Origin of the sequence: Halopelagius longus, from assembly GCF_900100875.1 — an archaeon.
In the GTDB taxonomy this organism is placed as follows: domain Archaea; phylum Halobacteriota; class Halobacteria; order Halobacteriales; family Haloferacaceae; genus Halopelagius; species Halopelagius longus.
In genome coordinates this window covers 1-12,967 of the sequence record NZ_FNKQ01000005.1, presented here as the reverse complement: position 1 = coordinate 12,967, position 12,967 = coordinate 1, and the positions used below count along the sequence as shown (strand labels likewise).

Here is a 12,967-nt window from a genome sequence, read left to right as displayed (position 1 = left end):
TCCGACTCTTCACTCCCCCGAACCGTCGGGTCCGCGACTCGCCTCCACGGAGAGGGCTACCGCACCGACGAGAAGGAACAGCGTCGGGGGCAGGAAGTACCGCCCGACGCTCAGAAATCCGACGCCGGAGGCGGCGAGACCGGCGAAAACCGTCGTCCACGCGAGGCGACGGCGACCGGTCCACACCGCGACGGCACCGACGGCGACGAGTCCGAGGAGCACCGCCGGCCAGACGAACAGTTCCGGGGCTCTGCCGCCCGCGCCGTCGAGGACGTACGCCAGTCCGCCGGGACAGGTCCGCGCGGCGGCCGCGGCCGCAGCCACCTCGCCGCCCCGACCGTTCGTTCCCTCGCCGGCGGCGGAGTCCGCCGGGCAGGCGACGGCCCCGACGACGCCGCTCAGAGCGAGAACGCCGTACAGCCCGGTCGCCGCGGCGGCCCCCGCGGCGATTCGGGCGACGCGTAGGGCGGAGAAGTCGGACGGAGACACGGCGAGTAGTAGGGAAAGCTCGGTCTTTACGACACCCGTCGGCGGAGGAGACAGCGAGTGGCGTCGCCGCCGGCGACCGTCGGAAGTCCGAAGGAAGAGAGAGCGGCGAGCGATTCAGCGCTCGGGTCGGGGCGCGTTCTCGTACCGCTCGATTTCGTCGGTCTTCTCGACCCGTTCGTACACCGTCTGAAGCGTCTCCTCGGCCCGGAGCAGTTTGTGTTCTTCGAGGAACCGGCGACCCGCGTCGCTGATGCCGTAGAACTTGTACGGCAGGTCGTTGCGCCGGCGGTCCTCGGGGAGCGACACCTCCTCGACGACGCCCGCGTCGACGAGTTTCCGGAGGTGTTGGCGAATCGTCGTCCGACTCCTGCTGGGGTTCACGTAGTCGAGTTCTTTCAGCGTCGGCAACCCCGACGGGTGACCGAGGATGTCCTGTACGAGCGAGAAGCGCGTCTCCTGCGTCACGACGTTGAGTCGCTCTCGCACGGAGTCTAAGTCGCTCGGCGGTCGGTCGGGAGTGCTCATTACGTCTGCGTTCGGGCAGTTCGTCCAAAAGCGTTTCGCTCAAACGCGAATTAGTTAGAAGCGATACGGTGTGGAGCGATGTAGTCGGCGACTCAGTCGGTACATTGAAGCGCGGCGAACGGGAGTTCGAGACGATGAGCGAGGAGTCGGTCACCGTCGAGGAACTCGCCGAGAGAGCCGACCGATATCTGCGGGACGCGTCGCTCACGCCGGAGGAGTACGAGGCCCTCAAACACAGCGTCGCGGAACTCGCGCCGATTTTCTCCGCCGACCGGGCGTACTTCGTCCTCGGGAGTTACGGGCAACCGGAGATTCGCCGCCTCCAACTGGTGAAGGACCGCTTGAACCGCCGTCCGGGCGCGTACGCCTTCCTGATGGTCGACGTTCGGAGCGAGTGGACCAACACCTACCTGAAGTTCCGGATTCTCGCGGACTACGCCGACGCCATCGTCGGCGTCGCGGAACACGCACACGGCGGGTTCCTCGTCGAACAGGGCTACTTCACCGCACTGGAGGAATACTTCCGGAAGACTCACGTCCTCAAGCGGGAGTACGAGGGCCTGGACGCCGAGTCGGTGGACACCGACGCGGACGTCGACCGCCCGTACAGCGGGATGCAGACGGCCATCTTCGAGATGCTGGCCGACGCCGGGCGGTTGTGTCGGTGGGAGACGGAGGAGGACCTGATAGACTGCGCGGAGGACCTTCCGTGACGGCAGGCGGGACGGACGTCCTCCGCGCGTCCGCGGAAACCGGACGCGAACCTCCCAGTCAGGGAGTTCCTGTCGAATCTGCCTATCCACCCGCCTGAACGGGAGAAGCGCGCCGACGAACCCGAACGCGATTCGTTCGTCCGTCACCGCGACCGGAAACCGGCCTCGGAGACGACGGCTCGCATCGAAAAACGAGGTTACTTCGCCGTGTTTCACCGCTCCTGCCGGTACTTCCGCATCGAGAGCGGCGCGAACACGGCGACGATGATGGCAGAGGCGGCGAAGACCCACACGACGTCCGCGAACGCGACGCCGCCGTGCATGAAGCCCCGGGTGGCGTCGACGAGGTGCGTGACGGGATTGAGGGCTACGACGGTCTGAAGCCACGGGGGCATCGTCGCCGGGTCGACGAAGATGTTGCTCACGAACGTGAGCGGGAACAGAAGCACGAAGCTCATCGTCATGACCGACTCCGGCTTCTCGACCGACAGCCCGACGAGAATCCATATCCACGACAGGCTGAACGCGAAGACGAGCACCAGCGCGAGTCCGAGGAGTATCCCGAGGACGCCCGCCCCCGGGCGGAATCCGAGCGCGACGCCGAGTCCGACCACCACGAACGCGGCGATGCAGTACCGGACGACGTCGCCCAAGAGTGCGCCGACGATGGGCGCGGGTTGCCATATCGGGAGCGACTGGAAGCGGTCGAAGAGCCCGTTGTCGAGGTCCGTGTTGAGTCCGAAGCCCGTGTAGACGGTGATGAAGACGATGGTCTGCACCAAGATTCCCGGCAGGAGGAACTGGATGTACTCCTGCGGCGACCCCGCCAGAGCGCCCCCGAAGAGGTAGGTAAACGACAGCGTGAACATGATGGGGAACGCCGTGACGTCGAACAGTTGGAACGGGACGTGCTTGATTTTCAGGAGCGCACGCCACCCGAGGGTGAGCGACGCGGAGACGGCCCCCGCGCGGGGCGGGCGTTCGCTCCGCGAGAGGGCGCCGTCGAACCCGTCCTCGGCGGGGAGCAGAGAGTCCTCCGTCCCGGCGCTCACGGCCGCACCTCCGCCGCCTCGGCGTCCGCCGCATCGCCGCGTTCGCCCCCTTCTCGCGCGGGGCGTCCGGTGAGCGCCAAGAACACCTCGTCGAGACTCGCCTGTCCGAGCGAGAACTCGGCGGCGCGAACGCCGGCGTCGGCGAGTGCGGTCAGCGCTTCCGCGGCGCGCTCCTCGGTCGGGACGCTCACAGAGAGCGTGTCCCGGTCCGCTCCGTCGAGGAGTTCGACGCCGAGGACGTCGGTCAGGATGGTCTCCGCCTCGATTCTCTGACCGGCGTCCCGGAGGCGAACGTCCAATCGGTTCGCGCCCACCGCCGCCTTCAGTTCGCGACTCGTCCCCTCGGCGATGACGCGCCCCTCGTCGACGACGGCGAGTCGGTCGGCCAGTCGGTCAGCCTCGTCGAGGTACTGCGTCGTCAGGAGTACGGTGGTCCCGTGGGCGGCGATGGCGCGCACGATGTCCCAGACCTGATTCCGGCTCCGCGGGTCGAGACCGGTCGTCGGTTCGTCCAAGAACAGGACCTCTGGCGTGACGACGAGGCTCGCCGCGACGTCGAGACGGCGTCGCATGCCGCCGGAGTACGTCCGCACCTGACGGTCTGCGGCGTCCGCGAGACCGAAGGTCGTGAGCAGTTCGTCGGCCCGACTCCGCGCGGCCCGCCACGAGAGTCCGAGAAGTCGGGCCACGAGGACGAGGTTCTCCCGACCGGTGAGGTCCTCGTCGACCGAGGCGTACTGACCCGTGAGAGCCACCTTCGATCGGACCTCGGCCGCCTCGGTCACGACGTCGTGGCCGAGGACGGTCGCGGTGCCCGAGTCCGGGCGGAGCAGCGTCGTGAGCAGCCGGATCGTCGTGGTCTTTCCGGCCCCGTTCGGGCCGAGGAGGCCGTAGACGGTACCGCGCGGAATCCGCAAGTCGACGCCGTCTACGGCGACGACGTCTCCGAAGGACTTCCGCAGACCGATGGTTTCGATGGCGAGGCGTTCCGAGTCGTTCGCCTCGGAGTTCGTCGCCGTTCCGACCGTCGTCTCGCCGAGTTCGCTTCCGTTCATGCCGCCACCGCCGGAGCGCCGAGTTTACCGAGGAACTCGTTGCACCTCGTAGTCGCGTCCGTCCCGATGGTGCGGCGCATCGTCGTGCTCCGCAGGTCGGTCGTCTCGTTCTCCGTCCTCTCTCGTCGGCTGGTACCGTCGTCTATCACTGGTAGTCACTCTCCGGACGGTCGGCCAGCGCATCGAATATCGCGTGGGAATTCAGGGCGTCGTGGGGGGTTCGACCATCCACTAGTTTATACGCTCCGTACCTACTAAACCGTTTACCTAAACCACTGTTTTCGTGTCTTTCAGGCCCCATAGAGCCAGAATCAGCGCCTAAAATATCGGCGGTGATACTCGGTTCGTAACCGGTCCGGAGGGTGCGTCTCTCCGCCCGCGTCTCACTCGACGTCCACGACTTCCACCTCGAAGACGAGCGTCTTACCGGCGAGTTCGTGGTTGAAGTCCACCTCCACGGTGTCGTCTCTGACGGCGGTCACGTCGCCGTGCAGGCCGTTCTGGGCGTGGACGTGCAGGCCAACCTCCGGCGACCGGCCGACCATCCCCTCGAACGACTCCGCGTCGTACTCCCGCACCCTGTCTGCGTCGAACTCGCCGTACGCCTCCTCCGGCGGGACCGTCAGGGTGGCCTCCTCGCCGGCTTCCATCCCGACGACGCCCGTTTCGAGACCCTCGATGACCTCGCCCTCCCCGACCGTAAAGGAGAGCGGCGAGTAGTCGGTCCGGTCTTCGCCGCGCGCCCCCAACAGGCCGGAGTCCTCGGCGACTTCGTAGTCCGACGTGTCGAAAACGCTGCCGTCCTCGAAGCGACCCACGTACTCGACGGTGACGCGGTCGCCCGGTTCGATAGCCATAGTCGGCCGTCGGGCGAGCAACGGCATAAACTCCGCCATCTTCGTCATCCCCGTCCTCGGTCTCGTCAGGAGGATTTTTGACCGTCCCGAATCTAGTCGTTCGTGTATGTCCGCATACGAGGAGTACGAATGCGCGACGTGCGCCGAAGCGTTCAGCGCGTACCCCGACGCGAACGCGACGGCGGGACCGTACTGCTCGCCGGTCTGCGAATCGGAAGCAAAAGACCTCGCGTAGGCTGACAGACGTACCCTACTCGTTCTCCCGCGTTCGCCGACGACTCCCGATAGTTTAGCGACCAGCGCTCACTCGTCGGTTTCCGTCTCGTGCGCCGTCCTCGCCGGCGGCGTCCTCGACAGCACCTTTCCCCAGAAAACACGGTTGTCCGCTCCTTGCCGATACCCCCACTCGCGGAGACCCCTGTAGACCTCGAACTCGCGGAGGCGTTCGACGACGGGTCGAACGAACGACCCCGGACCGGTGCGGAGTAACGCCTCCTCGGTCGACGCGCCGCACGAGTACACCGTTCCCTCGGTCACCAGGTGCGAACACTCGCGGTAATCGTCGGGCAAGCGCTCCCGGAGTTCCGGATTCAACTCGGAGAAGCCGACGGTCCGAACCGTCGCGTAGCCTTCGAAAGCTTCCGCCCACCACGTACAGAACCCGCAGTCGTCGTCGAAGACGAACACCGGATACTCCATAACGCGACAACGGACGAGAGCTACTAATCGGTACTTCTTCCGTCGGGAAACAGAACACGAACGGACCGTTCGTCGGATCGATCGAACGGCGACTCCGACGTCCGGAAGCCGTAGCGCTGTTCGACCGAGCGTCGGCACGGGAGTCGGCGAAGGCCGCTCACCGGTCGACGGCCGTCGACGGTTCTCGCGTCACCGTTCGTAGCCCTCGGCGCCGGTCGCGCGCAGGTACTCCTCCAAGAGCGTCGGAAAGCGCCCGCCTCGGACGTACCGAAGGCCGAACTCGTCCGCCCAGGAGATGATGCCCCTGTCTTCGGTGACGACGCCGGCCTCCAGTTCCCGCGCGAGGACGAGGAGGTCGAAGTCCTCTCGGGAGTCGAGAACGCCCTGTCGGAGCGCCCGTCGGTACTTGTCCCGCATCCGCGAGAGGACGCGGTCGGCCTCCGTCATGTACTCGTTCTCCCCGTCGTCGTCCACCTGTCGCTTCATATCCTCCGGGTCGAGTCGCTCCACCTCCCGGAGCGCTTGTTCGGAGACTCGCAACCCTCGATCGACCCGGTCGCTCATCTCGTCGATGAAGTTGTAGACGACGTTGGCGGGGATGCTGACGCCGTAGCGGTCCGGACTCTTCCGGACGACCCACGTATCGAGCCGCGAGAACACCTCGTCGTCGACGTCCCTGTCGCGCAGCATCGTCCCGAGTTCGTCGTGGATGGACGGCGGCATGTGACAGGAGATGTTGAGTTCCAGCCTCGCGGTCGCGACGAGGTCTAACAGGCGGAGCACCGCCTCTTCGAGCGTCTCCCCGTCTTCGCGAATCTCCTCCGTGATGAACAGGGACGTGTCGAGCACGAACTGTTGGCGCGGGAGGTCGGTCGGCATAGTCGCCAGTTCGCACCTGAGGGGTAAAGGCGTCATCCTCCGCCGACGCAGAACGGCGAGCGTCGGAGTTCGAAGCGACCATCCCGATTCTTTTCACCGGCAAGACCCTCCGCTACTGTATGGACGAACGGGAGTACTACGAGCGGTTGGAGACGACCGCCGAGAATCCGTCGGAACTGTTCGAACACCTCGAACAGCGGTGCGTCGACGGCCGGACGTACTACGTCATGTCCGACGCCCGCCACGGCGTCGAGCGAGGGACCGTCCTCTTCGAGGACGCCGACGCCGTCGTTCGCGGCTACCCCAGTACCCCTCGTATCCTCGTGCTCGACACCGGCGTCTCGTCGTTCTTCGAGGAGGAAGAGACGGTCTTCGCCGAGGAGAAACTCGACGGGTTCAACGTCCGGGTGGCCGACGTCGGCGAACCCCTCGCGTTCACGCGGGGCGGATACGTCTGCCCGTACACGACCGCGCGGGTGCGGGAACTGCTCGACCTGTCGGCGTTCTTCGCCGACCACCCCGAGAAGATGCTCTGTGCGGAACTGATCGGGCCGGAGACGCCGTACACGACGCACGACTACGCGGGGGTCGACACCAACTCAGTGCGGGTGTTCGGCATCCGGGACCGCGAGTCGGGAGCGCCGCTCTCGGTCGAGGAGCGGCGCGCGCTCTGCGAAGAGTACGAGTTCCCCCAGCCGCGCCTCTTCGGGCCGTACGAGACGGCGGCGGCGGCGGAGGAAGTTCGGTCGGTGATCGAAGAACTCGACGCGGCCGACCGGGAGGGCGTGGTGCTGAAATCGCCCGACTGCGAGTCGATGGTCAAGTACACGACCGAGTCGCAACACCACGATGACCTCGCCTACGCGTTCTCGCTCCCTTTCGAACGCGGACGCGACTTCGTCTTCTCGCGCGTCGTCCGAGAGGCGTTTCAGGCCGCAGAGTTCGACGAGGACGACGCTCGTCTCCGGGAACGGGCCCGCGACCTCGGAGAGTCTATCCTTCTCCCCATGGTCGAGACCATCGAGGACGTGAGGGACGGAGAGGCGGCCGGCGAACGGCACACGGTCCGGGGCGACCCGGAGGCCATCGACGCACTCTTCGATCACCTGAGCGACCTGTCGATGACGCTCGAAGTGGAGGATGACTGCCGCGAGGACGGAGAACGGGTCGTAGAGTTCGTCAAGGTCGCCGAGTCGACGACGGACCGCGTTCAGTACTACCTCGAAGGGGGAACGTACGACGAGTGACGAGGAGAGAGGCGCGGCGGTCGGGGAGAGAGGAAGAGAGGCGCGGCGTGGCGGTCGGAGGCGACGCGAGGGTGAGGTGGTGAGGGGAGGGGGTATGGGGGGGAGAGGAGGAGAGGGACTCTACGCTACGTCGCCGTCCGCGGTCCGCCGTCGTCGCCGCGACGCGCCGCGACGGTGAGAGCCACCGCGGCGACCGAGAGAGACAGCGTCGGGAGGACGAAGTACCACCCGATGCTCATGAGGCCGATAATCGAGACGACGACGCCGACGAGGACCGTCAGCCAGACGACGCGGCGGCGGCCGGTCCACGCGGCGGAGACGCCCACCGCGACGACGACGAGAAGAACCATCGCCCAGAAGAACAACACCGGGGCGTTGCCGCCGGCACCGCTCAGCAGGTAGTCGATTCCGGCCGAACACCCCCGTGAGACGGTGGTTTCGCCGCCGTCAGTGCTCGACTGTGAGGTCCAACAGGAGATGGGACCGAACGCGCCCATCAGAGAGAGGAAGCCGAGTCCGCCGGACAGACCTGCGGCGACGGCGGCGACGCGGGCGACCCGCCGAAGCGACGGAACGGCGACCATCACGCCACGCTCTCGGCGGAGTGCGACGACTCCGACTCGGACGCTCCGTCGCCGACGCCGAGGTAGTCCGAGAGCGTCCGGAGGTCACCGGGGCCGACGCCGAACGCGCGAACGTCGTTCTCCGCGACGGTGTTGTCGAACCGGAGCGACCGGTACTGGTCCGCGCCCATCGGGAATCCCGGAATCATCCCGCCGAGGGTGAGTCCGATTCGAGCCAGCACCATCGGGACGGGGAGGACGCGGAGCGACTTCCCCTCCGCGCGGTAGGCGAGTTTCGCCACCTCAGCGAGGGTGAGCACCTCCGGGCCGCCGAGTTCGTACGTCTCCCCGACGTGTTCGTCGCGTTCGACGCAGTCGGCCAGCATCGGCGCGAGGTCACCGAGCCAGATGGGTTGGAAGCGCGTCTTCCCGCCGCCGGGCAACCCCGTCACGTACGGCGTCGTGAGCGTCTTCGTGAAGGAGACGAACTCGCCGCCGTCGCCGAAGACGACCGAGGGGCGGACGACGGCCCACTCCAGCGACGACTCGCGGACGACGCGTTCTGCGGCCCCTTTCGCGCGGATGTAGGCGGTCGGCCCGTCGGGGTCGGCCCCGAGTGCGCTCATCTGCACGAGTCGTTCGACGCCGTGGGCTTCCGCCGCGGCGACGACGTTCTCGGTGCCGCCGCGGTGGACCCTGTCGTGCATCTCGTCGCCGCCGTTCGGTTTGAACAACGGCGAGAGGGCGACGAGGTTGACGACTGCGTCCTGTCCTTCGAACGCCGACTCGATGGAGTCGTAGTCGGTCACGTCACCGCTCACCGCTCGAACGTCGCCTCCGGCGTCGGAGTCTACGTCCGGGTCGCGGGAGAGGACGGTGACGGCGTGTCCGCGTTCGACCAGTTCGCGGCGGAGTTCGGTGCCGACGAATCCCGACCCGCCGACGACGAGAACGTTCATACTACTCGATAGGACGCCGGTGGGTATTACGTCACCGCCGGTCACCTCGGCCACCGAGTGACACAGGTGTCGCGGCGCGGCACGACGGGACGGGGTCACCGGCAGCAGCGCGAGTTCACCGTCGGCGCGGAGGCAGAGCGTCGCTATCCGTCCTCCGGATCTACTGGGTCGCCGAGGCGGACTCCCATCGGCTCCGCCCCCGGCGACTCGTACCCGCGCACGTGACCCAGATAGAGTGTGCTGTTGACGAGTCCGATGTGACTGAACGCTTGGGGATAGTTCCCGAGCTGCGCGCCGGCGTCCGCGTCTACCTCCTCGGCGAGGAGACCGAGCGAACTGACGTACTCGGTGAGCGATTCGAACCGGTCGGCGGCCTCCTCGATGCGTCCGGAGAGCGCGAGCGCGTCGATCAGCCAACACGAGCAGAGGACGAACGCCCCCTCGTCGCCCGGCAGGCCGTCGTCTCCGTCGTACCGTCGTACGAGGACCTCCCCCTCCAAGAGCCGGTCTTCTATCGCCTCGATCGTATTCTGCACTCGCTCGTCGTCGAACGGCAGAAAGCCGACGATAGGTATCAGCAGCCCGGTCGCGTCCAGAGCGTCGGTGTCGTACGCTTGCACGAACGCGCCGACGTCCTCGTCGTACCCGTTTTCGAGTACGTCCTCCTCGATAGTCTCGCGGGTGTCCCGCCACTCGTCGACGGGAGCCTCGTAGCCGTAGGTCGTCGCGACGTCGATACCCCGGTCGAGCGCGACCCAACACATCACCTTCGAGTAGACGAACTGTCTCTCCGCGCCCCGAACTTCCCAGATTCCGGCGTCTGGTTCGTCCCAGACGTCGCGGACGTACTCGACGATGTTTCGAACGGTCTCCCACTCCTCGTCGTCCAACTCGCGGCCGAGTTGGAGCACCTCGTCGACCGCGAGAAGCAGTTCGCCGTAGATGTCGAGTTGCGTCTGGTCGGCCGCGTCGTTGCCGATTCGCACCGGGCGGGAGTTCCGATAGCCGTCGAGGTGGTCGAGTTCGGTCTCGTCGAGGTCCGAATCGCCGTGGAGACCGTACAGCGGTTGAATCGCCTCCGGGTCGTCCGCCCGACAGAGGTCCACGAACCACTCGAAGTACTCGGTCGCTCCCTCGGCGTTTCCGAGACTCGACAGCGCCTGTACGGTGAACCCGGCGTCGCGGAGCCAGTTGAACCGGTAGTCCCAGTTTCTGACGCCGCCGATATCCTCCGGGAGCGACGTCGTGGGTGCGGCCGCGATGGCCCCCGTCTCCTCGTGCGTGAGGAGTTTGAGCGCGAGTCCCGACCGTACCGCGAGGTCGTGCCACGGTCCCTCGAAGATGCAGCCCGACCCCTCGTCGCGACAGGTCTCCACCCACTCTCTCCAGTAGCGTATCGTGTCCGCGAGCGCTCCCTCCGGGTCCGTGTCGGCGTCCTCGGCGCCGGTACAGCGGAGCAACACCCACTCCGTGTCTCCCTCCTCGACGGCGAGCGTGCCGGTCACGCGGTCGTCGGCGACGTCGAGGTCGGTCGGAACCTCCAAGAGCGTCCGTTCGTCGGCACCCTCGGCGCGGACTCCCTTCTCGGTCCGAACGAACGCGGTGTCGGCGCGTCCGTAGTCGAACTTCGGTTCGTACTCGACTTGGAGGTCGACACTCCCCTCGGTGCAGTCGACTTTACGGTAGAGCACCTTCTTCGGGTGGTCGACCTTCCCCGCGGGCGGGAAGAAGTCGGTCACCGTCGCCGTTCCGCCCGCGGCGTCGAACGTCGTTTCGAGGACGTTCGTCCGCTCGACGTACCGTTGGCTCCCCTCGAACGGCCCGGTCGGACTCACCCGAAAGCGGCCGCCTCTGTCGGGGTCGAGAACCGCCGCGAGGATGCTCGGACCCTCGACGTGGGGGAACGGGAACCAGTCGACGGAGCCGTTTGGCGCGACGAGCGCGCACGTCTCCAGATTCCCGACGAATCCGTACTCCTCTATCGGCGTGAACCGCCCGTCGGTCATCGGTACGCGCGTCCCGTCGTTCGCGCTGCCCAAATGCAGAAGTGACGATGGGAGGAATTCACACAGACACCTATGGAGGAGTACGACCTAATTGTTCTGGGCGGCGGCACGGGGAACATCGTCGCCTCGGAGGCCACAGCGGAGGGATTGGACGTGGCGTTGGTCGAACGAGGGAGGCTCGGCGGAACCTGTCTCAACCGGGGCTGTAACCCCTCGAAGCGGCTGATTCACAGCGCGAACGTCGCCGAAACGGTGCGCAACGCCGAGCAGTTCGGCGTCGAGGCGTCTCTCGACGGCGTCGCGTTCGCGGACGTCGTCGACGGCGTCGCGCAGACGATGGCCGAAAAGGCCGAGTCGAAGGCCGAACGCGCCCGAAAGAACGACCGGCTGACGCTCTATCGGGCTGAGGGACGCTTCGTCGACGAACACACCGTCGAGGTGAGCGGCGACGACGACACCGGCGGCGGGCGGCTATCAGCCGACAGAATCGTCCTCGCCGGTGGCTCTCGGCCGACGGTACCCGACTCCATCGACGGGACCGACCGGGTGGACTACCTCACCAGCGCCGAGGTGTTGACCGGCGAAATCGACGGACTCCCCGACCGACTCGTAATCGTCGGCGGCGGGTACATCGCCGTCGAGATGGGTCACTTCTTCTCGCAGATGGGGTCGGACGTGACCATCGTCGGCCACGGCGAGACACTCGTCGACCGGGAAGACGCGGATATCGCCGAACAGGTCACCGACGCCTACCGGGAGGAACACGAACTCCGGTTGGGGTACACGGTGACGGAGATGGCCGACGAGGGCGGCGAAAAGCGCGTCACCGCCGAGTCCGAGGGCGGCGAGGAGATAACCGTCGCGGGCGACGAACTCCTCGTCGCGACCGGACGACGGCCGAACTCGGACCTGTGGAACGTCTCGGCCGCCGGCATCGAGACGGACGAGAAGGGGTTCGTGGAGACGGACGAGTACCTCCGAACGTCCGTCGAGGGGGTGTGGGCCATCGGCGACGTCGCCGGCAACTACATGTTCAAACACTCCGGCGACAAGGAGGCCGAGTACGCCGTCGAAAACGCCGTGCGGGGCAACGAACGGGAGGTGTCCTACCCGGGGATGGCCCACGCGATATTCGGGTCGCCGGAGGTGGGGAGTCTGGGGAAGACGGAGGCCGAGATAGGCGAGGACGTCGAGTACGACGTCGGGACGTACTCCTACGAGGAGCAGGCGTTGGGCGGCGGAATCGACAACAAGGGCGGGTTCGCGAAGGCCATCGTCGCCGACGACGGGGAGATTCTCGGCGTCCACGTCGTCGGCCCGGAGGCGTCGTCGCTCATTCACGAGGTCAGCACCGCCGTCGCCGCGGGGGCGGACGCGACCACCCTCGCCGAGACCATCCACGTCCACCCGGCGCTTTCGGAGGTGGTCCAAGGGGCGTTCCGCGACGTGACAGGCGTCGCCGCGTCCGGGATCTGACGTACCCTGTTGTGATGTTCCCGTAAAAGAGGGATAGGAGGGCCACAACGACTTTTCGCGCGCGAACCGTCTTCGGACGAGAGATGGCACGCATCGCACTCACGGGGGCGGCCGGGAACGTGGGCCGGGAAGTGCTCGACGCGTTCGGCGACGACCACACCGTCGTCCCGTTCACCCACTCGGAGACCGAGGAGATAGAGAGCGAACTCCTCGACGTGACCGACTCCGACGACGTCCGAGAGAAGATAGACGACGTCGACGTCGTGGTTCACCTCGCGGGAGCGTCCTCGCCGGATTCGGAGTGGGAGGCGGTCTCTCAGACCAACATCGAGGGGACGAAGAACGTCCTCGACGCGATGGTCGAGAACGGCGTCGACCGGATGGTGTTCGCGAGTTCGAACCACGCCGTGGGGATGTACAACGCCGCCGACGAACACGACCCCGAGA

The 12,967-nt window shown here is 66.6% G+C and carries 16 protein-coding genes; 5 read left to right on the top strand and 11 right to left on the bottom strand.

From position 1 onward, the window contains the following. Nucleotides 1-9 precede the first annotated feature (9 nt). Both BLS11_RS16525 and BLS11_RS16520 read right to left on the bottom strand, forming a co-directional pair. Nucleotides 10-489, bottom strand: coding sequence for a hypothetical protein (locus BLS11_RS16525; protein ID WP_092538902.1), 480 nt, complete (start codon nt 487-489; stop codon nt 10-12). A 114-nt stretch (nt 490-603) separates the two neighbouring features. Continuing rightward, nucleotides 604-1,014, bottom strand: a complete 411-nt coding sequence (locus BLS11_RS16520) for a helix-turn-helix domain-containing protein (protein ID WP_092538901.1) — start codon at nt 1,012-1,014, stop codon at nt 604-606. A gap of 134 nt (nt 1,015-1,148) precedes the next feature. Between BLS11_RS16520 and BLS11_RS16515 the strand changes: the two genes are divergently transcribed. Next, entirely contained in the window at nt 1,149-1,727 is a 579-nt protein-coding gene (locus tag BLS11_RS16515; RefSeq protein WP_092539105.1) for a DUF8170 family protein, read from the top strand. Between the two features lie 212 nt (nt 1,728-1,939). Here the strand turns inward: BLS11_RS16515 and BLS11_RS16510 are convergent, their stop codons facing one another. The 4 genes from BLS11_RS16510 to BLS11_RS16500 all read right to left on the bottom strand — a co-directional run bounded on the left by BLS11_RS16510 (nt 1,940) and on the right by BLS11_RS16500 (nt 4,691). Then, a complete protein-coding gene (locus BLS11_RS16510) occupies nt 1,940-2,779 on the bottom strand; it encodes an ABC transporter permease (protein ID WP_092538900.1) in 840 nt (279 codons plus the stop codon). After that, nucleotides 2,776-3,834 (bottom strand): ATP-binding cassette domain-containing protein, encoded by a 1,059-nt coding sequence (locus BLS11_RS16505; protein ID WP_092538899.1) that lies wholly within the window; start codon nt 3,832-3,834, stop codon nt 2,776-2,778. The genes BLS11_RS16510 and BLS11_RS16505 overlap by 4 nt, the downstream gene beginning before the upstream one ends. Then, nucleotides 3,831-3,983 (bottom strand): hypothetical protein, encoded by a 153-nt coding sequence (locus tag BLS11_RS19535; RefSeq protein WP_175454482.1) that lies wholly within the window; start codon nt 3,981-3,983, stop codon nt 3,831-3,833. Before BLS11_RS19535 ends, BLS11_RS16505 begins: the two co-directional genes overlap by 4 nt. Nucleotides 3,984-4,217: 234 nt before the next feature. Continuing rightward, nucleotides 4,218-4,691, bottom strand: a complete 474-nt coding sequence (locus BLS11_RS16500; RefSeq protein WP_092538898.1) for an FKBP-type peptidyl-prolyl cis-trans isomerase — start codon at nt 4,689-4,691, stop codon at nt 4,218-4,220. A gap of 106 nt (nt 4,692-4,797) precedes the next feature. Between BLS11_RS16500 and BLS11_RS19885 the strand changes: the two genes are divergently transcribed. Then, nucleotides 4,798-4,926: a hypothetical protein gene (locus BLS11_RS19885; RefSeq protein ID WP_258555548.1), complete on the top strand. Its 129-nt coding sequence runs from the start codon at nt 4,798-4,800 to the stop codon at nt 4,924-4,926. Between the two features lie 68 nt (nt 4,927-4,994). Here the strand turns inward: BLS11_RS19885 and BLS11_RS16495 are convergent, their stop codons facing one another. Beyond that, entirely contained in the window at nt 4,995-5,390 is a 396-nt protein-coding gene (locus tag BLS11_RS16495) for a DCC1-like thiol-disulfide oxidoreductase family protein (RefSeq protein WP_092538897.1), read from the bottom strand. A 189-nt stretch (nt 5,391-5,579) separates the two neighbouring features. Next, the gene (locus BLS11_RS16490) at nt 5,580-6,269 is read right to left on the bottom strand and encodes an RNA ligase partner protein (protein ID WP_092538896.1); all 690 of its coding nucleotides are present in this window, start codon (nt 6,267-6,269) and stop codon (nt 5,580-5,582) included. Between the two features lie 119 nt (nt 6,270-6,388). Here BLS11_RS16490 and BLS11_RS16485 point away from each other — a divergent pair, with 119 nt between their 5' ends. Further along, the gene (locus tag BLS11_RS16485) at nt 6,389-7,516 is read left to right on the top strand and encodes an RNA ligase (protein ID WP_092538895.1); all 1,128 of its coding nucleotides are present in this window, start codon (nt 6,389-6,391) and stop codon (nt 7,514-7,516) included. A 125-nt stretch (nt 7,517-7,641) separates the two neighbouring features. On the opposite strand, the gene BLS11_RS16480 is transcribed toward BLS11_RS16485, so the two are convergent. From BLS11_RS16480 to BLS11_RS16470, 3 genes are all read right to left on the bottom strand, one after another. Beyond that, nucleotides 7,642-8,100: a hypothetical protein gene (locus BLS11_RS16480; protein WP_092538894.1), complete on the bottom strand. Its 459-nt coding sequence runs from the start codon at nt 8,098-8,100 to the stop codon at nt 7,642-7,644. Continuing rightward, nucleotides 8,100-9,038 carry a complex I NDUFA9 subunit family protein gene (locus BLS11_RS16475; protein ID WP_092538893.1) on the bottom strand — a complete coding sequence of 313 codons (939 nt, stop codon included), beginning with the start codon at nt 9,036-9,038 and terminating at the stop codon, nt 8,100-8,102. Before BLS11_RS16475 ends, BLS11_RS16480 begins: the two co-directional genes overlap by 1 nt. Before the next feature lie 143 nt (nt 9,039-9,181). Next, the gene (locus BLS11_RS16470; protein WP_092539104.1) at nt 9,182-11,044 is read right to left on the bottom strand and encodes a glycoside hydrolase family 15 protein; all 1,863 of its coding nucleotides are present in this window, start codon (nt 11,042-11,044) and stop codon (nt 9,182-9,184) included. 72 nt (nt 11,045-11,116) lie between these two features. On the opposite strand from BLS11_RS16470, the gene BLS11_RS16465 reads away from it, so the two are divergent. Beyond that, complete coding sequence (locus BLS11_RS16465; protein ID WP_092538892.1) at nt 11,117-12,520, top strand: dihydrolipoyl dehydrogenase family protein; 1,404 nt, start codon at nt 11,117-11,119, stop codon at nt 12,518-12,520. A gap of 83 nt (nt 12,521-12,603) precedes the next feature. Next, on the top strand, nt 12,604-12,967 hold a 364-nt coding region (locus BLS11_RS16460; protein WP_139172813.1), incomplete at its 3' end, for an NAD-dependent epimerase/dehydratase family protein.

Coding starts and splice junctions, on each gene's coding strand:
- BLS11_RS16520 (WP_092538901.1), bottom strand. CDS start 1,014: ATGAGCACTCCCGACCGACCGCCGAGCGACTTAGACTCCGTGCGAGAG.
- BLS11_RS16515 (WP_092539105.1), top strand. CDS start 1,149: ATGAGCGAGGAGTCGGTCACCGTCGAGGAACTCGCCGAGAGAGCCGAC.
- BLS11_RS16505 (WP_092538899.1), bottom strand. CDS start 3,834: ATGAACGGAAGCGAACTCGGCGAGACGACGGTCGGAACGGCGACGAAC.
- BLS11_RS16500 (WP_092538898.1), bottom strand. CDS start 4,691: ATGGCTATCGAACCGGGCGACCGCGTCACCGTCGAGTACGTGGGTCGC.
- BLS11_RS19885 (WP_258555548.1), top strand. CDS start 4,798: ATGTCCGCATACGAGGAGTACGAATGCGCGACGTGCGCCGAAGCGTTC.
- BLS11_RS16495 (WP_092538897.1), bottom strand. CDS start 5,390: ATGGAGTATCCGGTGTTCGTCTTCGACGACGACTGCGGGTTCTGTACG.
- BLS11_RS16490 (WP_092538896.1), bottom strand. CDS start 6,269: ATGCCGACCGACCTCCCGCGCCAACAGTTCGTGCTCGACACGTCCCTG.
- BLS11_RS16485 (WP_092538895.1), top strand. CDS start 6,389: ATGGACGAACGGGAGTACTACGAGCGGTTGGAGACGACCGCCGAGAAT.
- BLS11_RS16480 (WP_092538894.1), bottom strand. CDS start 8,100: ATGGTCGCCGTTCCGTCGCTTCGGCGGGTCGCCCGCGTCGCCGCCGTC.
- BLS11_RS16475 (WP_092538893.1), bottom strand. CDS start 9,038: ATGAACGTTCTCGTCGTCGGCGGGTCGGGATTCGTCGGCACCGAACTC.
- BLS11_RS16470 (WP_092539104.1), bottom strand. CDS start 11,044: ATGACCGACGGGCGGTTCACGCCGATAGAGGAGTACGGATTCGTCGGG.
- BLS11_RS16465 (WP_092538892.1), top strand. CDS start 11,117: ATGGAGGAGTACGACCTAATTGTTCTGGGCGGCGGCACGGGGAACATC.